Raw genomic sequence first — 18,469 nt, 5'->3', positions numbered from 1 at the left:
GCGGCGCGGGGCCTACTCTTCTTTTTCGATCAGCACCGCTTCCAGCAGGTCGAGATCGCGCAGCAGCCGCTGCATGCTCTCATCGGAGATCTGCTGGGTTGCGCGCAGGTGATAGACCTCGGCGCGCTCGGCACGCAGCGCGGTCAGGCGGAAGCGACGCTCCAGGTTCTCGGCGAACAGCGCCTGCTCCAGATCGCTTTTGCCGTCGGCGCGGCGGCGCAGATTGCCGATAACGCGCAGGCTGACCTCTTTCAGCAGCTCAGGATCGATATTCTCTTCGCTGCTGTTCTCCAGCCGCTCTTCCATTTTATGCAGGCTTTCAATCGCCACGCTCGCCATCACCGCACGGGCATTCTGCAGCTCGCGGCGGTGTCCGGCTTTATCAATGCCGTCCACGCCGCGCAGCAGCAGCGGCAGCAGCACCACACCCACCAGCAGCGAAAACAGGATCACGCCGGTCGCGATAAAGACCAGCTCATAGCGTGCCGGGAACGGCTCGCCGGAGGTCAGGAACAGCGGGATAGAGAGCACGCCCGCCAGGGTAATGGCGCCGCGCACGCCGGCAAAAGTGGCGATCAGCAGTTCACGCAGCGAGTAGTTGGCGAACTCCATCGGCTTCTTCTTCAGCACGCGCTTGCTGAGACGCTGCATAATCCAGAGCCAGCCGAAGCGCACCACCATCAGCGCGCCGTAGACCAGGATAATGTCGGTAAACAGCATCCAGAGCTCGACGTTGGGATCGGCGTTGGCGGCGTCGATGGAGGTGCCGATAATGTCCGGCAGCTGCAGGCCGAGCATCAGGAACACCATGCCGTTGAAGACGAATTCCAGCATCTGCCAGACGCTGTTGGCGCGCAGGCGCATCGCCAGCGGCGCGCGACGGATAATGCCGGAGCGGGTAATGGTCATGCCTGCCGCAACCGCCGCCAGGATGCCGGAAACGCCGAGATGTTCCGCAATCAGGTAGGAGGCGAACGGCAGCAGCAGCAGCAGCACGGTTTGCGTCGCCGGATCGTCGCCGCTCCAGCGGCTCAGCAGGCGCAGCGATTTACCGTAGAGCCAGCAGACCGCCACGCCCGCAATCAGGCCGCCGATCGCGACTTTGAGGAACTCGACGCTGGCGCCGCCCCAGGTAAAGACCATGGTGCCCATCGCCACCGCAACGGCGAACTTCAGCGAGACCAGGCCGGAGGCGTCGTTCATCAGCGCCTCGCCCTGCACGATCGACATGATTTTCTTCGGAATGCGCCCCTCGCCGACGATGCCGGAGAGCGCCACGGCGTCCGTGGGCGACAGCACCGCCGCCAGCGCGAAGGCAGGAATCAGCGGAATGCCCGGCACCGTCCAGTAGATGAGGTAGCCAATGCCGACCACGGTAATCAGCACCAGCACCAGCGCCAGGCCGATAATTTCCCGTCCATGATGCAGGAACTCGCTGATTGGCGTCTTCCAGCCGTCGGCAAACAGCAGCGGCGGAATAAACAGCACCAGGAAGAGTTCCGGGTCGAAATCGACATGCAGGCCGAAGGTCGGCCAGGCGAGCAGCGCGCCGGCGAGGATCTGCACCAGCGGCAGCGGGATCTGGAACGGCAAGATGCGCGCGGCCACCCCGGAGAGCGACACCACCAGCGTCATAATGAGAATAGTGAAGAAGATTTCCATGCTTTCCTTAGGCGAATCGTAAAGTCAGAAAAAATGTTGTGAGCGCTAAAGTGTAAAGCAAAGTGCGCAGAGAGTGACACGTCACACGTGCGGTGGGGCAAAAATCAGGAGAATGTAACGGACGAGGCTGGCCCCGCCCGCGTTTACAACTAGATCGCCCAGCCTCCGGCATAGAAAACCACCAGCGCGGCCGCGATGACGACGGTGCCCACGTTCAGCCTGCGCCACTCGCCCGCGAACAGGCGGCCGACCACCAGCGTAGCGAAACCAAGCATGATGCCGGTGACGATATTGCAGGTCAGCACGATAAATACTGCCGTAACCAAACCAGACATCGCATCAACGAAATCGCCAAAGTCGATTTTTGCTATGTTGCTCAGCATCAGCAGGCCGACATACATCAGCGCGGGCGCGGTGGCGTAGGCGGGCACCAGATAAGCGAGCGGCGACATAAACAGAATGACCAGGAACAGCAGGCCGACCACAATCGCCGTCAGACCGGTCTTGCCGCCCGCCGCCGTGCCGGCCGCGGATTCGATATAGACCGCCGCAGGCGACGCGCCGACCAGGCCAGCAAAGAGGCTGCTGACCGAGTCGGTGGTCAGGGCGCGTCCGCCGTTGATGATCTGGCCCTTCTCATCCAGCAGGTTCGCCTGCCCCGCCACCGCGCGGATAGTGCCGGTGGCGTCGAATACCGCCGTCATCACCAGCGCCAGCACGCTCGGCAGCACTACCGGCTGTAGCGCGCCCATAATATCCAGGCTGAACAGCAGCGACTCGCCCTGGCTGTCGCGCAGGCTGGGCAAGGCGAACAGCCCCTGAAACTTCACTGCTGGATCGAAGATCAGCCCGAGAATCGAGATGGCAATGATGGTGAGCAGAATGCCGCCTGGCACCCGGCGCTTCTCCAGCCCGACAATCGCCGCCAGCCCCAGCAGCGACATCATCACCGGAAACGAGGTGAAGTGGCCCAGCGCCACCGGCATGCCGGGCGCGGGGTTCTTCACCACCAGCCCGATACCGTCGGCGGCGATCAGCAGCAGAAACAGGCCGATGCCCACCCCGGTGCCGTGCGCCACGCCCATCGGCAGATTGCGCAAGATCCAGGCGCGGATGCCGCTCACGGAGATAAAGGTAAACAGCAGCCCCATCAGGAAGACCGCGCCGAGTGCCACCGGCACGCTGATATGCTGGCCAAGTACCAGGCTAAAGGCGGTAAAGGCGGTGAGCGAGATGGCGCAGCCGATGGCCAGTGGCAGGTTAGCCCACACTCCCATCACGATAGAACCGACGCTGGCGACCAGACAGGTGGCGACGAAGACCGCCGCAGGCGAAAAGCCCGCTTTGCCCAGCATGCCGGGCACCACAATCACCGAGTAGACCATCGCCAGGAAGGTGGTCAGTCCCGCCAGAATTTCCTGCCGGACGCTGCTGCCGCGTGCAGAAACAGAGAACCAGGCGTCCAGCTTGCCAGCGGACGAGCGTGATTCGTATGACATAGTTGAGCCTCAAGAATTTTTTGTTGTGTGAAACGCCCTGCGTCGCTGCCTGCAAAATCCCTGGTTATCAATCCGGCGCAATGGCGCGCCAGACGGCAGGCAAACGTTTACTTCGCGGCGGATAACTCTCCGCTATGCGGAGAGATAAAAGGCAGAGGATTATCCGGCGTTTGGCAGCCGATTTTCAACTGCTTCCTTGCCTTAATTCAGGATACAAAAGGGTGTGTAAAGTGTGGCTGAAGGTGGGTGCGGCGTCGGCATCAGGGACGTCGCCGCGTTACTTGCTGATGTTGCGGGCTTTTTTGCCGTTTAGCCGCCGGGTATTACCTCGCCGCCCTGCTGAACGGCGCGCTGCCAGGCGGCGCGCTGCTGTGCGCTTTCAAGCCAGGCCGCCGTGGCGGGCATATCTTCCAGGCCGCCGCGCGACTGCAGCGCCAGCAAAGGAAAACTCATCTGAATATCGGCAATGCTGAAGCGCTTGCCGGCGAACCAGGGCTGAGCGGCCAGATGGTGCTCGATCATCTGACGGTGCGGCTCCAGCTGCTTATCAAGCCAGGCCTTCTGCATACCCTTGCCCAGCGCCGCGCCCGCCGGACGCAGCAGCCAGGGCACCGGCGCCTTGCCGAGGCGGCCGAAGATCAGCTTCATCACCAGCAGCGGCATTAGCGATCCTTCGGCGTAGTGCAGCCAGTAATTCGCCTGCAGACGCGCCTGCTCGTCGAGAGAGGTGAGTCGCTGTTCGCTGTCATATTTGCCTTCCAGATAAGAAAGGATGGCGCCTGATTCAGCCACCACCTGGTTGCCGTCGGTAATGACCGGCGACTTGCCGAGCGGATGGACCTTTTTCAGCGCCTCCGGCGCCAGCATTGATGCCTCGCGCTGATAGCGTTTGATTTGGTAAGGCACTTCCAGCTCTTCCAGCAGCCACAGCACGCGGTGCGAGCGCGACTGCTCAAGGTGGTGGACGGTAATCATAGTGAATTCCTGTTATGAATGTCAGGCAAGTATAGCGCTCATCCTCTTTAGCGCGGCGGCTCGCCTTTCTCATCCTGCTCCGGATCGAGCAGCACCGCGCCGGAACCCTGCTGCGCCAGCCGGTCGCCAGGGTTGCGCAGCGGACAGTCGCGCATCGACAGGCAGCCGCAGCCGATGCAGCCGTCGAGGTCGTTGCGCAGGCGCGTCAGGGTTTCAATGCGCTTATCCAGCTCCTCGCGCCAGTGCTGCGTCAGGGCATCCCATTCGTGGGTCGACATGCGCTTGTTGGCGGGTATATGCATCAGGCTATCGCTGACGGTGGCGAGCGGAATGCCGATGCGCTGAGCGATTTTGATAATGGCGACGCGCCGCAGCACGTCACGGCTGTAGCGGCGCTGGTTGCCGCCGTTGCGCGTGCTGGAGATCAGCCCTTTGCTCTCATAAAAGTGCAGTGCGGAGACCGCCACGCCGCTGCGGCGCGCGACTTCGCCCGGTGTCAGAACCGGTTTCGGGTAGTTGCGATCTTTTTTCATCTGGCTCTTTACCTCAAGTTAACTTGAGGAATTATACTCGCCTCCGTCAAATAACGAATCCCTCAGAACTAAAGGACGAGATTATGATGCAAGAAGAGATCATTCACTCCCTGACGCGCTGGATCGACCAAAACCTGGATAAGACGCTGTCGATCGATGAAGTGGCGGCCAGGTCTGGCTACTCAAAATGGCACCTGCAGCGTATGTTCCGTACCGTGACGAAACAGACGCTGGGTGGCTATATTCGTGAACGTCGCCTGACGCTGGCGGCGGAAGCGCTGCGCCAGACGCAGCGTCCGGTATTTGATATCGCGATGCAGTATGGCTATGACTCACAGCAGACCTTTTCCCGCGTTTTCCGCCGTCAGTTTTCGCAGACGCCAACCGCCTATCGCCACTTTATGCGTCGCCAGGCGATTCAGCGTCCACGCATGCTGAGCTTCGACTGCAGCGAACCTGCGGCAAGCTATACCCAGCGCACCACCGGGGAATGCTGCCCGGTTCGCTAAGCCCCAGGCGCCCTTAGCGGGCGCACCTTGCCGTTTTCCTCGCCTGATAGCCTCATGTCACCGCCAACATTGCGATAAAAACTTTCTACCATACCAGGTACAAAGTTTGTTCAAAAAATCAAATCTGGTGATATAATGTGACCCAGCTCACACATTACACCCTTTATGACGGCGAAAAGCCTTTCCCTGACCACGCTTTTCGTCGCCAGTGATGTCCGGTAACCGTCAGGGATAATCACTTAGATTCAGAGGCTTAAGTCGATGGCGACCCTAACCACCAGCTTGATTGTCATGCGCTGGGAACTGCTCAGCGCAATCATGATGTTTTTTGCCAGCACCCTTAAAATTAAATTCCGCCAGAGCAGCCATCACGTGATGGCGTTTATGTGCGGCGGCGTCGGTCTCGGGATGACCTGCTGGTTCGTGATGGGGCTGCTGGGCATCTCGCTGAGCATGGAAAACGTGCATCACTTTATGCTGGTGACTAAGGATACCTTTATTCAGGTGATGAGCCAGACCCCGCCCGACTGGCCAATGCCTTAATCGTTAGCCAATAAAAAACCCCGCAGCGCGGGGTTTTTTATTTTGCTGTGATTACACAGAGCTGACGAAGCTGGCATGGCCCGATCGCAAAGTCGCTTAACGCATCCATGCTCGCTCGGCCCGCGCCTTCCATGGCGCGGGACGCTTTGCTCTTCGGCCCATGCCAGCTTCGTTTTGGCTTCGTTAGCCGTCTGTAATAAAAAACCCCGCAGCGCGGGGTTTTTTATTTTGCTGTGTGACTCAAACTTTCTTCAACAGCGCAGGGATGTTCACGTCCTGCACCGAAACGCCCGGTATCTGCGTGCCGCGGCGATCCTGAATCCACATATCTCCCATCATCTGATTAAGCCCACGATCCAGTCCCGTCACCAGACCTGCGCCCGGCGTAAAGGTCAGCTCGCCGAAGTAGATATGATCTTCGTGGATATACCAGTCCACACGCACATAGTCGAAATCGCTCGCCAGCTTTTTGCTCAGATCGAGCGCGTGCTGCAGCGAGTCAGCGATTTTCGTTACATCCAGGCCGGTATCGCGAATCTTGTGGAACGCTTCGGTCAGATTGTTGACGTAAAAATTCATCGAGAGCTGCGGCTGGCAGCGGTTGTAGATCACCTGCAGCACATATTCAAAGCGGCCGTCGCGCTTGTTGAACATATGGAACTTGTAATCAATCGGCGCCGTTTTGCCGTCGCCGATATACTTCTCGACCAGAATACGCGGCTTGATATAGCGATAGTGGATCTCGCGCGCCTCGTTGGCAAAATCGGTCTTCAGCCACTTATAACAGCTGTTGATAATCTGCTGCTTGCGCAGCGCATCCGGCTCTTCCAGCAGGATCTCTACCATGTTGGAAGCGTGGTTCGGCTTGATTACCGTGCCCTTCCAGCATTGCAGGCTGTTTAACGACGCGGGATCGGTCGACTCATGCACCAGCGGAATCAGATACTCGTTGCCAATCTTCTCGGCGATATAGTCACGCACCGAATACTTATCTGAAAGGCGGCCGTAAATCTGGTAGTCGCCATAGACGAACTTGCGATACAGCACCTTTTCGTTGAAGACCTTAGGTTGACGCAAGTTGGGCAATTTTTTGAACTTGTGGAAGTAGTAAATGCGGTCCTGGTATGCCCAGGGCATCTTCTTAATGAAGTACTGCACACTTCTTCTGAGTTCATCTTTCAACTTAAACATATCTGACCTCATTTGTAGGTTTTGTAGTTGAGTGAGGAAACCTGAATTCTTTGAATGACGCCGTTTTTGAAGAAGTAATTCATTACGGTGAGGGACAAGAGTTCCGACACGAAGACGCTCCATGCGGCGCCCATAATGCCGTAGCCCTGGATCAGCCACCATGAAAGCGGCAGGCTGATAACCATCAGGCAGATGATTTTCTTCAACAGATAGTTGAAACCACCCTCTTTCACCATGTAGCGGTAGGCTACGGTGCCCATAGCGGAGAAACAGGTCGCCATTGACAACAACGTAATGAGACTTCCTGACTGTGTGTATTCTGAACCGTACAAAGCGATGATGATTTTCTCGCCGAACAGCGCGATAACCAGCAGCATCATCAGTGAAACTCCCATGACATAGCCGTTAAGCCGCGCTGCCAGCTTAATAGCCACTTCGCCGCGTTCTCTGAAGATTTCAGTGAAGCATGAAGTTATGAGCGCCACGGGGATAAAAATCCACGAAGCCGCAATCGTATTGGCCGCCGCAAAGAGCCCGAGGTCGCTTGCCGACGCGATGCCGGCTAAGAACATCTGCGCCGCTTTTACCTGTACTGAAATAAAGATGCTGGAGATCGCCAGCGGCAACCCGGCGTACATCAGATAGCGCAGATAGGCGCTGCGTTTCTCCTGCGGCGGCGCAATATCCTGCGCTTCGCGGTAAAAGTTGTATCGCTTGATAACGTAAGGCACCAGCGTCACGGCCACGATAGAGAGCGTCAGCCATGCCGGATTCAGACGCAGCCAGGCGATAACGAAGCTAATGGTGAAGCTCAGCAGCATGCCGAGCGAGTTCGCCACGGTATTGAGCCGGGAAGCGAGGCGCGCGTTGTTGTAAACGCTGAAGGTATCCTGCGTCACGAATACCGAAGCGACGAACGACGCCAGCGTGAACGCCAGAAAATTTTGCGGCATGGTAAACCACACCCAGGCCAGCACCGGTACCGCGGTGACCAACAGCAAAATCATGCGCAGCGTGCGCGCTACGTTCATCAGACGCAGCCCCTTCGGCGCGCTTTTGCTGATCCGCTTAAACAAGATAGTTTCGGTACCGAAGATGGCGACGGTCTGGACCATTGAAAATAAAGAGGTAGAAAACGCCATCTGACCAAATACGGTTGGCCCGAATGATTTCGCCACGTAGGAGGTCACAAATATGACGCCAAAAACCGAGACGATCTTCTCAGACATCATCCAGGCGGCATTAGACATTACGCTTAATTTCATTGACTCATCCTTTGCATTACTTACTTCAACCGCTTCGGTACAACGTCCCTGTAACGAATTAACAAGCGCTCAGTGGGCCTGGCGTTATTTAAAGATTTCAAACCAGGCTGGTCCGAAAAATGAGAATCAGAACACGATTCGGTGAATTTTTTCAGGATAATTCTGATTAAATTTGGCTCAGAATGGCAAAACTGGAATCGATTTCACGATGAAAACAGAACCCATTCGTAAGTCATTTCCCTGTGAATTTAGCAAGTACGTTGTGCTAAATATCAAATGTACGTAGAAATTTTTCGTATTTGGGATGGGAAGAATCTATAACAAAAATCCCCCACCAGGAAGGTGCGCCCATCGGATAAGAATAAAATAAGATTTATCCCATGATGATATTTATTCTAAATATCTTAATTTAACCTACGCAATTCTAATCGCGCACTTTAATACTGCATTAATAGTTTATTTACAGTGCCAGATATTAATACAGTACATCTCATCCATTAATCGATAAGAAAGGTAAGAGCATTTATGAGAAAGTCACGATATAGCGAAGAGCAAATCACAAATGCCATTAAAGCTTCTGAATCAGGGGTTAAAGTCAGGGAGATTTGTGACGAGCTGGGGATCTCTGAGGCCACCTTCTATAGCTGGAAAAAGAAATTCTCCGGCCTGTCTTCGGAAGAAGGAAGAAGAATCAAAGAGTTAGAAGATAAACTACAAACACTTACCCGCGAGCTGCAAACGCTCAACTCAGATAAGGAGATGCTGCAAAGCGTATTGAAGAACTTCTTTACTACCAACGAGAAGCGTCAGGCGGTCAACTTTCTGCAGAGCACGTTCGACATCGGCACGCGCCGCAGCTGCCGCCTGCTCGATATTAGCCGCAGCGTTTATCACTATCCATCAGGTTCGGAAAATCGATAAAACCAATAATACTGCTGTAAACTGACATAGCGCTGAGATTGTTCTTACCAGAAGAGATGATGACACTTTAAGATACCATTCGTGGCTTTAATTTTCGCTCCATGCATTCCTGATGGATTTGCAGCCGGATCGATTTTCATTTTTTACGGTAATTTTGATAAACACCAGCAAAAGTCTCGCATTTCTCGCTACTTCTCCTCTTGCCCAATCTCATTTCGATGAGATTGGTGCTTCCTGCTTTGCATCAGGCATGTTAATGCACGGCGCTAAAATCCTCTTTTTCCAGTAAGCCGCGTTGAACAGATTTTCTGATAGCAGCCGTTTTTACTTCAACATAGGCTGGCACTAAGTTTGCATCCAGTGGAGAATATTTAATCAACTCTGAATAAGCGGAGCGGTAAAAAAATGCCAGGATTTTTCCTGGCTAAATGGTTTATCAGTGCTTATCGCTTTTCTTATCCGGATGCCAAATCATATAAGATTATTCAGCCTAAAGATCGCCAAAGCTAAAGTTTCGTAAATTTTCTCATCGGGAATTATTCTTAATAGCCATCCTCTTTCTGGAAAAAAAGGTGGTTTATCAGACGCTATTCTCAGGGCCAAACACCAATAAAAACGCACCGGCAAAAGATAAATATGCAGCAAAATGGCGAATTGTTCGCCACTGATTAAGGCTTTAAGGCCTGTTTAGAATGAAACAGGGCCGTTCGGAAGAGGTGATAACGACTGGAAAAAGGCGTTAAGTGCGCGTTCAGAAGAGAGAAAAATGAGATCGGGATCGCTTTTTATTACGCTGCACGCGGCGGCTTTAGCGATTTAATAGCAAAAGAGCGGCAAATTTTGCCGCTCCGCTCTGCGTATTATTCTTAAAACGGGGTGAAATCAACGGGTCAGCGTCTGTTAAAGAGGGGGCTGTCCGGGGAATTAATGTTCAATCGAAGCCAACAGCGGCTCAGGCTTGATGCGCATCGCCCAAATCACGCCGAGGATCAGACAGAAAATACCGCTCAGCGTCAGCAGCGGTGGCCAGCTTTGCCGCCAGATAAAGGTCCACAGCAGGCCGGACAAGGTTTCGAAGACGATAAGCGGCCCCATGAAAACCGTCGGCAGTCGCTGGCTGGCAGCATTCCAGCACAGGGTGCCGAGCCAGGAGCAGAGCAGGCCAATCATCAGCATCAGCGGCAGAAACCGCTGCGGCTGCGGGCCAAACGGCAGCGTAAAGTTCGGCTGCTGCCACGCCAGCTGGGCGCTGACCAGCGCATACATCATCAGCGCCAGCGGCAGCGTCACGATCCCCTGCGCTGTCGCCCAGGTGGATGGCTTATGCTGCGGATGGGTGCGCAGCCAGCGCGCGTTGCGCAGCGGATACCAGGTCCAGCACGCCACCGCCAGCACCGCCAGCGCGATGCCGCTCAGGTAGCGGGTTAAATCCCACTCGCCCTCCTGCCCGCGCAGCTCGGCGATATTAACGCACGCCAGACCGGCGAAGATCGCCAGTAATGCAGGCGCCAGCCGACGCCAGGCCAGGCGTCCTTCCAGATGGCCGTAAAGAAGGTTGGCGGTAATCGCCATCACCACCGGCAGCGTGCCGATAATCATGGTGGATACCGGCGCGCCGGTGCGCTGAATCGCGCTGGCGAGCAAAGAGTAATAAAGAAGGTTGCCCACCAGCGACAGCTTTAGCGCTTCGCGCCAGTCAGAAGGCAGCAGCTTACGCAGGCGACGGCGATCCAGCCAGGCGAGCGGCAGCGCGATCAGACCAAACGCGACATAGCGTCCGGCAGACTGCAGCGCGCCAGGATAGTCCGGTACCAGCAGCGGCCCAACAAATATCAGTCCCCACATCAGCCCTGCGGCAAGGGCAAACAACACGCCAGCTAACATCATCTCTTCCTTTATTAAAGCGCTTCAGGAAGTGTGGCGGAAAAAGCAGGGAAAAATCTTGTAGCAGATTGCGGTTCGCCCTAAGCGCTGCGCACCTGTTTTTGATAGCGCACCGGCGTAATGCCGTAACGCTGGGCGAAGGCGCGGGTGAGATGCGCCTGGTCGCTCAGGCCGACGTTCGCCGCCACGCTGGCGGCCGACAGCCCGCGCGCCAGCAGCAGCTTGGCTTCATATAGCCGATAGGCCATCAGCATCTGATGCGGTGTCACATGAAAGTGGGCGCGGAAGGCGCGCAGGAAATGCCACGGCGAGAGCCCTGCCAGCAAAGCCAGCTCTTCCAGCCTCACCGGCTCGGCCAGATTGTCGCGCAGATAATCGCGCACCTGGTCAAAGCGGTGCCTCCCCTCTTCTTTGCCTTTTTGCGCCATGCGCGCCAGCGGTCGCAGCTGTGCCAGCACTTCGCCCAGCAGGCTTTGCCGCGCCAGTGGACTATCGGCCAGCCACAGCGCCGACAGCGTCTGCGACAGCGGCCGTGCCAGATGCGGATCGGTGCGCAGCGCATCGCTGAACCACCAGCCGCGGTCGCCGGTGAGCTGCGCCATTTCATCTGGCTGGATATAGATCATCTGGTAACGCCAGCCCTCGTCGCAGGCGGACTCGCCGGTGTGCAGCTCATCGGGATTCATCATGACCAGCGAATGGGTCGGCGCCGTGTACTGCGCACCGCGATAGCGAAATCGCTGCGCGCCTGCCTCAATAGTGCCGATGCCGAAAGCCTCATGCGTATGCGGCTCAAAAGCATAGCGGGTGATATGCGCCTGGTAGAGTTCTACGCCTGGCAGCTCGGCAAACTGGCGAAACTGCGCGCGATCTTTTTCGCAGGGAAAAATAGCCGGAACGCCCTCCACCTTAATCTCCTCGTTAACCAGACAGGCTTTCAGCATGCCAGCGAAAGCTGGCGAATTGCAAAAGAGTTTTGCTCTTTCGCCACGGCTGGTTGACACTGAAGCGCACCGTTCACAAGGAGAAAGAAGATGGCCCAGCGAGTGCTTGTCATTGTCGATATGCAAAACGGCGTTTTCGCCACGCCGCGCTTCGATCGCGCCGGACGTGTCGCGCGCATCAATCAACTGACGGACGCAGCCGACCGGGCAATCTTCATCACTCACCGTGAAGGCGAGATGCAGCCAGGCACCGAGGCGTTTGAACTGCTGCCGGAGCTGCGCCAGCCGGCGAGTTCGCTTTACGTGACGAAGACCGCCTGCGACAGCTTCTGGCAAACCGAACTGGCCACCGTGCTGGCGCAGCTCGGCGTCGATAGTTTTGTGATTTGCGGCTGCGCGAGTGATTACTGTGTCGATACCACCGTTAAAGTCGGCGCGGGCTCAGGCTATCGCATTACCGTCGCCGCCGATGCGCACACCACGGCGGATCGCACCTACGCCAGTGCGGAGCAGCTGATTGGGCAACACAATGAGGTGTGGGCAGGTTTGTCTCTGCCGGGAAATGTGCCGCAGGTTGTCAGCACGGCAGACATATTAACCCGATGGGCTGATTAGCTCCATTTTGCCGGGCGATTCCCGCAGGCGCTGTGCTGCGGTTTAGATGAGGCTGACGATAGCGGTTTTGCCGCCGTTTAAAGAGGCGAAAAAAAGCCCCGCGTAAACGGGGCCTGCGATTGTGATGCGATGGCGCAACAATCAGAACGGGATGTCGTCGTCGAAATCCATCGGCGGTTCGCTGTTGTTGCTCGCCGGCGCGCTCTGCGGTTGCGGGCGCGACTGTGCGCCGCCGCTGAACTGATTGCCGCCCTGCGGCTGCTGCGGCTGGCCCCAGCCGTTGTTGTTGCCGCCGCTCTGCTGACCGCCGCCCATCGGCGCGCCGCCTGCGCTGGCGCCGCCCTGCTGACGGCCGCCCAGCATCTGCATGGTGCCGCCAACGTTAACCACTACTTCGGTGGTATAACGATCCTGGCCGCTCTGATCCTGCCATTTACGGGTACGCAGCTGGCCTTCAATATACACCTGCGAGCCTTTACGCAGATATTCGCCAGCGACTTCCGCCAGCTTGCCGAAGAGCACCACACGGTGCCACTCGGTAATCTCTTTGTTTTCACCGGTCTGCTTGTCACGCCAGCTTTCCGACGTGGCCAGCGTAATGTTGGCAACCGCGCCACCATTCGGCATGTAGCGCACTTCCGGATCCTGACCCAGATTCCCGACAAGAATCACTTTATTTACGCCACGACTGGCCATGTTGCTCTCTCCCGATGAGTTGATACTTAAGAGTCTAAACGATCAATTCTACCACGTCCTGCCAGGCGTTCCCACTTTCGAGCCGTCTCGCAGAAGCGCTCATTTTACACCCAAAATGCAAAAAATACTGGATATTTAATCAGTCTATTTTTTGTGCCATAATACCCTGTTTACGCTAATCGTGTCCGCAAGACACGCGGCGTGCTGCTCAATCCGGGAAAGGTGAATGGATAAGATCGAAGTTCGTGGTGCCCGCACCCATAATTTGAAAAACATCAACCTGATCATCCCTCGCGACAAACTCATAGTGGTCACCGGCCTCTCAGGCTCCGGCAAGTCCTCTCTGGCGTTTGATACGCTCTATGCGGAAGGTCAGCGCCGCTACGTAGAGTCGCTCTCTGCCTATGCGCGTCAGTTTCTCTCCTTGATGGAGAAGCCGGACGTCGACCATATTGAAGGTCTGTCGCCCGCGATCTCTATCGAGCAGAAGTCCACCTCACACAACCCGCGCTCGACGGTCGGCACCATCACCGAGATCCACGACTATCTGCGTCTGCTGTTCGCCCGCGTCGGCGAGCCGCGCTGCCCGGATCATGACGTGCCGCTGGCGGCGCAAACCGTCAGCCAGATGGTGGACAATGTGCTGGCGCAGGATGAGGGGCGACGCTTGATGCTGCTGGCGCCGGTGGTGAAAGATCGCAAAGGTGAGCACACCAAAACGCTGGAGAACCTGGCGGCGCAGGGCTACATTCGCGCGCGGATCGACGGAGAAGTGTGCGATCTCTCCGATCCGCCGAAGCTGGAGCTGCAGAAAAAGCACACCATCGAAGTGGTAATTGATCGCTTCAAGGTGCGCGAGGATCTGGCGACGCGTCTCGCCGAATCCTTCGAAACCACGCTGGAGCTTTCCGGCGGCACGGCAATTGTCGCCGATATGGACGACCCGAACGCGGAAGAGCTGCTCTTCTCCGCTAATTTCGCCTGCCCCATCTGCGGCTACAGCATGCGCGAGCTGGAGCCACGCCTCTTCTCGTTTAACAACCCGGCAGGCGCCTGCCCGACCTGTGACGGCCTGGGCGTACAGCAATATTTCGATCCTGACCGCGTGGTGCAGAACGGTGAGCTGTCGCTGGCCGGCGGCGCCATCCGCGGCTGGGATCGCCGCAACTTCTACTATTTCCAGATGCTGCGTTCGCTGGCCGAGCACCTCAATTTCGACGTCGAAGCGCCGTTCAATACCCTGAGCGATAAAGCGCGGCAGGTGATTCTTTACGGCTCTGGCAAAGAGAACATCGAGTTTAAGTACATTAACGACCGCGGCGATACCTCAGTACGTCGCCATCCGTTTGAAGGCGTGCTGCACAATATGGAGCGCCGCTATAAAGAGACGGAATCCACCGCAGTGCGCGAGGATCTGGCGAAGTTCATCAGCAACCGCGCCTGCGCCAGCTGCGAGGGCACCCGCCTGCGTCGCGAAGCGCGCCACGTGTTTGTCGAGAACACCAATCTGCCGACCATCTCTGATATGAGCATCGGCCACGCGATGGATTTCTTCCGCAACCTGAAGCTGAGCGGCCAGCGCGCCAAAATCGCGGAGAAGGTGCTGAAGGAGATTGGCGACCGCCTGAGCTTCCTGGTGAACGTCGGCCTGAACTACCTGTCGATGTCGCGCTCCGCGGAGACGCTTTCCGGCGGTGAAGCGCAGCGTATCCGTCTGGCGAGCCAGATCGGCGCCGGGCTGGTGGGCGTGATGTATGTACTGGATGAGCCGTCAATCGGCCTGCATCAGCGCGACAACGAGCGCCTGCTCAGCACCCTGATCCACCTGCGCGATCTCGGCAATACCGTGATTGTGGTTGAGCATGACGAAGATGCCATTCGCGCGGCGGACCACGTGATCGATATCGGCCCTGGCGCTGGCGTGCACGGCGGCCAGGTCGTGGCGGAAGGATCGGTGCACGAGATCATGGCGGTGGAAGCGTCGCTGACCGGCCAGTTCCTTAGCGGCAAGCGCGAGATTGCCGTGCCGCAGGAGCGCGTGAAAGGCGATCCGACTAAAACGCTGAAGCTCAGCGGCGCGCGCGGCAACAACCTGAAAGATGTGACGCTGACGCTGCCGGTCGGCCTGTTTACCTGTATCACTGGCGTCTCCGGCTCGGGCAAATCGACGCTGATCAACGATACGCTGTTCCCGATTGCGCAGCGCCACCTGAACGGTGCGACCACCGGTGAAGCGGCGCCCTACCGCGAGATTAACGGGCTTGAGCATTTCGACAAAGTGATCGATATCGACCAGAGCCCAATCGGCCGTACGCCCCGCTCCAACCCGGCGACCTACACCGGCATCTTTACGCCGGTGCGCGAGCTGTTTGCGGGCGTGCCGGAAGCGCGTTCGCGTGGCTACAATCCGGGCCGCTTTAGCTTTAACGTGCGCGGCGGCCGCTGCGAAGCCTGCCAGGGCGACGGCGTGCTGAAGGTCGAGATGCACTTCCTGCCCGATATCTACGTGCCCTGCGACCAGTGCAAAGGCAAGCGCTATAACCGCGAGACGCTGGAGATTAAGTACAAGGGCAAGAGCATCCACGAAGTGCTGGAGATGACCATCGAAGAGGCGCGCGAGTTCTTTGACGCCGTTCCGGCGCTGGCGCGCAAGCTGCAGACCCTGATGGACGTCGGGCTCTCCTATATTCGTCTCGGTCAGTCAGCGACGACGCTTTCCGGCGGCGAAGCACAGCGCGTCAAGCTGGCACGCGAGCTGTCGAAACGCGGCACCGGCCAGACGCTCTACATTCTGGATGAGCCGACCACTGGCCTGCACTTCGCCGATATCGCCCAGCTGCTGGAGGTGCTGCATCAGCTGCGCAACCAGGGCAATACCATCGTGGTGATTGAGCATAACCTTGACGTGATCAAAACGGCGGACTGGATTGTCGATCTCGGCCCGGAAGGCGGCAGTGGCGGCGGCGAGATCCTCGTTGCAGGCACGCCGGAAACGGTAGCGGAGTGCGAGAAATCGCATACCGCGCGCTTCCTGAAGCCGCTGCTGGCGAAAAAGAGCGCCTAGCTTACATTTCCTGCGAGCGGCTGGCGTAGAGCGAAAAGCGAAGCGTCCCGCATAGCCTATACCGCTCCTCTCAGGCCCGCCGCAAGCGGGCCTTTTTTCTGCATATTCCCTCCGATAAAAACAGAATCAGGCAAGATTCAGGCATGTATAGGCATAGCCGCGCTGGCCTTCTGTCACTATTCTTTTAACGGTTCTCACTGGCGCGCCCTGCTGGCTGCGCCCTCTTACCGCGGCGCTTTGCGCGCCGAACTCAAAACGCTATTCACGACACAACGAACCTGGAGACACCATGAATATTACGCACGCCTATGCTGCTCAGGACGCGAAATCCCCACTGGCGCCGTTCGATTACAAACCGCGCGAGCTGCGCGCGCATGATGTACAGATTGACGTGTTGTTCTGTGGCGTTTGTCACTCTGACCTGCATCAGGCCCGCAACGAGTGGAAAAACACCCTTTTTCCGGTCGTGCCGGGACATGAAATCGTTGGCCGCGTGACCGCTGTCGGCAGCCACGCCAGCAAATATAACGTTGGCGATCTGGTTGGCGTCGGCTGTATGGTCGACTCCTGCCGCAGCTGTCCGAGCTGTCAGGAAGGGCTGGAGCAATATTGCGAAGTCGGCTTTGTCGGCACCTATAACGGCCAGGATCGCGAAACCGGCGACGTCACCTACGGCGGTTACTCAACGGCGGTGGTGGTTGATGAAAACTTCGTGCTGCGCGTGCCGGAAAATCTGGATCTGGCAGGCGTCGCGCCGCTGCTGTGCGCCGGCATCACCACCTATTCGCCGCTGCGCCACTGGAACGTCGGTCCGGGCAAAAAAGTCGGTATCGTCGGCCTGGGCGGCCTGGGCCATATGGGCGTGAAAATTGCGCACGCGATGGGCGCGCATGTGGTGCTGTTCACCACCTCGCCGTCAAAAATCGAAGACGGCAAGCGCCTGGGCGCGGATGAAGTGGTGATCTCGAAAGATGCGGATCAGATGGCGCAGCACGCCAACAGCTTCGATTTCATCCTGAATACCGTGGCGGCGCAGCACGATCTCAACCCCTTTATCGCCCTGCTCAAGCGCGACGGCAATATGACGCTGGTCGGCGCGCCGGAGCACGATCACCCGGCGCCGCAGGTATTTAACCTGATCATGAAGCGCCGCAGCATCGCCGGCTCGCTGATCGGCGGCATCGCCGAAACGCAGGAGATGCTCGATTTCTGCGGCAAGCACGGCATTACGTCTGATATCGAACTGATTGCGATGAATCAGATCAACGACGCCTATGAGCGTATGCTGAAAAGCGACGTGAAGTACCGCTTTGTTATCGATATCAATACGCTGCGCGACGAAGCGGCAGCGTAAGCGACACCCGGCGCGCGGCTTCAGGCCGTGCGCCTCTTTTAGACGCCCGCCGCGCGGGTCGTGCCAGCCTGCTGATAAGAGGCATCCACCAGATAGTAGATCTGCGAATCTTTCAGCGATCCGTCCAGCAGCAGCGTGCTCCAGTGTGTCTTATTAAGATGCTCGCTTGGGAAGACGTCGCTGTGCTCCTCACGCAGCAAGTCCGCCAGCGCAGGCGTCGTTTTCAGCGACACCGCCGGACGCCCCTCAATCTCATGCACCATGGCGAACAGCACCCCGCCGCTTTTAATTTGCGTCGCTTTCCAGTCGCTGTGGACGCTCTGCTCCGCGTCCGGTTTGCTCATACAGTAAGTCAGCAGATCTGACGTATTCATTTCGACTCCCCTTGTAAAGTGGCGACAATGCGCCGCGCGCCGCCGTGGATGCGGTGTTCCCCTAACCAGATGCCCTGCCAGGTGCCCAGCACCAGCCTGCCGCGCTGAACCGGCAGCAGCAGCGATACGCCAAGCGTGGAGGATTTAATATGGGCCGGCATATCGTCGCGGCCTTCATAGTCATGTTGGTAAGACGTCGCTTCCGGAACCTGGCGCATAAAATGGTTTTCCATATCGCTGCGCACCGTGGGATCGCAGTTTTCATTCAGCGTCAGCGACGCTGAGGTATGCTGCAGCAGCAGGTGCAGCAGGCCAATCTGTACCTGAGCCAGCGCCGGAATTTGGCCGACGATCTCGTCAGTGACCAGATGAAAACCGCGTGATTTCTCACCGAGCGTGAGCGTTTGTTGATGCCACATGCCTTATTCCTGAGTTGGTTA

17 protein-coding genes are annotated in these 18,469 nt (G+C 57.4%); 6 read left to right on the top strand and 11 right to left on the bottom strand.

The features are described from left to right. Window positions 1-12: 12 nt before the first annotated feature. From ACR6A7_RS07295 to soxR, 4 genes are all read right to left on the bottom strand, one after another. A complete protein-coding gene (locus tag ACR6A7_RS07295; RefSeq protein WP_434124176.1) occupies window positions 13-1,662 on the bottom strand; it encodes a Na+/H+ antiporter in 1,650 nt (549 codons plus the stop codon). Window positions 1,663-1,811: 149 nt separating this feature from the next. Beyond that, a complete protein-coding gene (locus tag ACR6A7_RS07290) occupies window positions 1,812-3,161 on the bottom strand; it encodes an NCS2 family permease (protein WP_434124175.1) in 1,350 nt (449 codons plus the stop codon). 309 nt (window positions 3,162-3,470) lie between these two features. Beyond that, window positions 3,471-4,136 carry a glutathione S-transferase family protein gene (locus tag ACR6A7_RS07285; protein WP_434124174.1) on the bottom strand — a complete coding sequence of 222 codons (666 nt, stop codon included), beginning with the start codon at window positions 4,134-4,136 and terminating at the stop codon, window positions 3,471-3,473. A 47-nt stretch (window positions 4,137-4,183) separates the two neighbouring features. Then, window positions 4,184-4,669 (bottom strand): redox-sensitive transcriptional activator SoxR, encoded by a 486-nt coding sequence (gene soxR / locus ACR6A7_RS07280; protein WP_434124173.1) that lies wholly within the window; start codon window positions 4,667-4,669, stop codon window positions 4,184-4,186. Window positions 4,670-4,752: 83 nt separating this feature from the next. Here soxR and soxS point away from each other — a divergent pair, with 83 nt between their 5' ends. Beyond that, the gene (soxS, locus tag ACR6A7_RS07275) at window positions 4,753-5,178 is read left to right on the top strand and encodes a superoxide response transcriptional regulator SoxS (RefSeq protein WP_033749167.1); all 426 of its coding nucleotides are present in this window, start codon (window positions 4,753-4,755) and stop codon (window positions 5,176-5,178) included. Between the two features lie 261 nt (window positions 5,179-5,439). After that, complete coding sequence (locus ACR6A7_RS07270; protein ID WP_434124172.1) at window positions 5,440-5,721, top strand: YjcB family protein; 282 nt, start codon at window positions 5,440-5,442, stop codon at window positions 5,719-5,721. Between the two features lie 240 nt (window positions 5,722-5,961). Here ACR6A7_RS07270 and ACR6A7_RS07265 read toward each other — a convergent pair whose 3' ends face one another. Further along, window positions 5,962-6,912 carry an ATP-grasp fold amidoligase family protein gene (locus tag ACR6A7_RS07265; RefSeq protein WP_434124171.1) on the bottom strand — a complete coding sequence of 317 codons (951 nt, stop codon included), beginning with the start codon at window positions 6,910-6,912 and terminating at the stop codon, window positions 5,962-5,964. An 8-nt stretch (window positions 6,913-6,920) separates the two neighbouring features. After that, window positions 6,921-8,177 (bottom strand): MATE family efflux transporter, encoded by a 1,257-nt coding sequence (locus tag ACR6A7_RS07260; protein ID WP_434124170.1) that lies wholly within the window; start codon window positions 8,175-8,177, stop codon window positions 6,921-6,923. 525 nt (window positions 8,178-8,702) lie between these two features. Here ACR6A7_RS07260 and ACR6A7_RS07255 point away from each other — a divergent pair. Continuing rightward, on the top strand, window positions 8,703-9,098 hold the full coding sequence (locus tag ACR6A7_RS07255) for a transposase (protein ID WP_033749162.1): 396 nt from the start codon (window positions 8,703-8,705) through the stop codon (window positions 9,096-9,098). Window positions 9,099-10,022: 924 nt separating this feature from the next. Here the strand turns inward: ACR6A7_RS07255 and ACR6A7_RS07250 are convergent. Together ACR6A7_RS07250 and ACR6A7_RS07245 are read right to left on the bottom strand one after the other, a co-directional pair. Next, window positions 10,023-10,982, bottom strand: a complete 960-nt coding sequence (locus ACR6A7_RS07250) for a DMT family transporter (RefSeq protein WP_434124416.1) — start codon at window positions 10,980-10,982, stop codon at window positions 10,023-10,025. Window positions 10,983-11,062: 80 nt separating this feature from the next. Then, entirely contained in the window at window positions 11,063-11,890 is an 828-nt protein-coding gene (locus ACR6A7_RS07245) for an AraC family transcriptional regulator (RefSeq protein ID WP_434124415.1), read from the bottom strand. Window positions 11,891-12,016: 126 nt separating this feature from the next. On the opposite strand from ACR6A7_RS07245, the gene ACR6A7_RS07240 reads away from it, so the two are divergent. Next, window positions 12,017-12,541: an isochorismatase family protein gene (locus tag ACR6A7_RS07240; protein WP_434124169.1), complete on the top strand. Its 525-nt coding sequence runs from the start codon at window positions 12,017-12,019 to the stop codon at window positions 12,539-12,541. Window positions 12,542-12,682: 141 nt separating this feature from the next. Here the strand turns inward: ACR6A7_RS07240 and ssb1 are convergent, their stop codons facing one another. Beyond that, window positions 12,683-13,237, bottom strand: a complete 555-nt coding sequence (gene ssb1 / locus ACR6A7_RS07235) for a single-stranded DNA-binding protein SSB1 (protein ID WP_434124168.1) — start codon at window positions 13,235-13,237, stop codon at window positions 12,683-12,685. Window positions 13,238-13,463: 226 nt separating this feature from the next. On the opposite strand from ssb1, the gene uvrA reads away from it, so the two are divergent. Both uvrA and ACR6A7_RS07225 read left to right on the top strand, forming a co-directional pair. Continuing rightward, window positions 13,464-16,301, top strand: a complete 2,838-nt coding sequence (gene uvrA / locus ACR6A7_RS07230) for an excinuclease ABC subunit UvrA (protein WP_434124167.1) — start codon at window positions 13,464-13,466, stop codon at window positions 16,299-16,301. Window positions 16,302-16,590: 289 nt separating this feature from the next. Beyond that, window positions 16,591-17,655, top strand: a complete 1,065-nt coding sequence (locus tag ACR6A7_RS07225; RefSeq protein WP_434124166.1) for an NAD(P)-dependent alcohol dehydrogenase — start codon at window positions 16,591-16,593, stop codon at window positions 17,653-17,655. 38 nt (window positions 17,656-17,693) lie between these two features. On the opposite strand, the gene ACR6A7_RS07220 is transcribed toward ACR6A7_RS07225, so the two are convergent. Then, window positions 17,694-18,029, bottom strand: coding sequence for an MmcQ/YjbR family DNA-binding protein (locus ACR6A7_RS07220; protein WP_434124165.1), 336 nt, complete (start codon window positions 18,027-18,029; stop codon window positions 17,694-17,696). Continuing rightward, window positions 18,026-18,448 (bottom strand): secondary thiamine-phosphate synthase enzyme YjbQ, encoded by a 423-nt coding sequence (locus tag ACR6A7_RS07215; protein WP_434124164.1) that lies wholly within the window; start codon window positions 18,446-18,448, stop codon window positions 18,026-18,028. Before ACR6A7_RS07215 ends, ACR6A7_RS07220 begins: the two co-directional genes overlap by 4 nt. Window positions 18,449-18,469 lie beyond the last annotated feature (21 nt).

Origin of the sequence: Pantoea phyllosphaerae (assembly GCF_051025595.1) — a bacterium.
Classification (GTDB): Bacteria; Pseudomonadota; Gammaproteobacteria; order Enterobacterales; family Enterobacteriaceae; genus Pantoea.
This window is presented reverse-complemented; position numbering and strand designations above follow the sequence as displayed.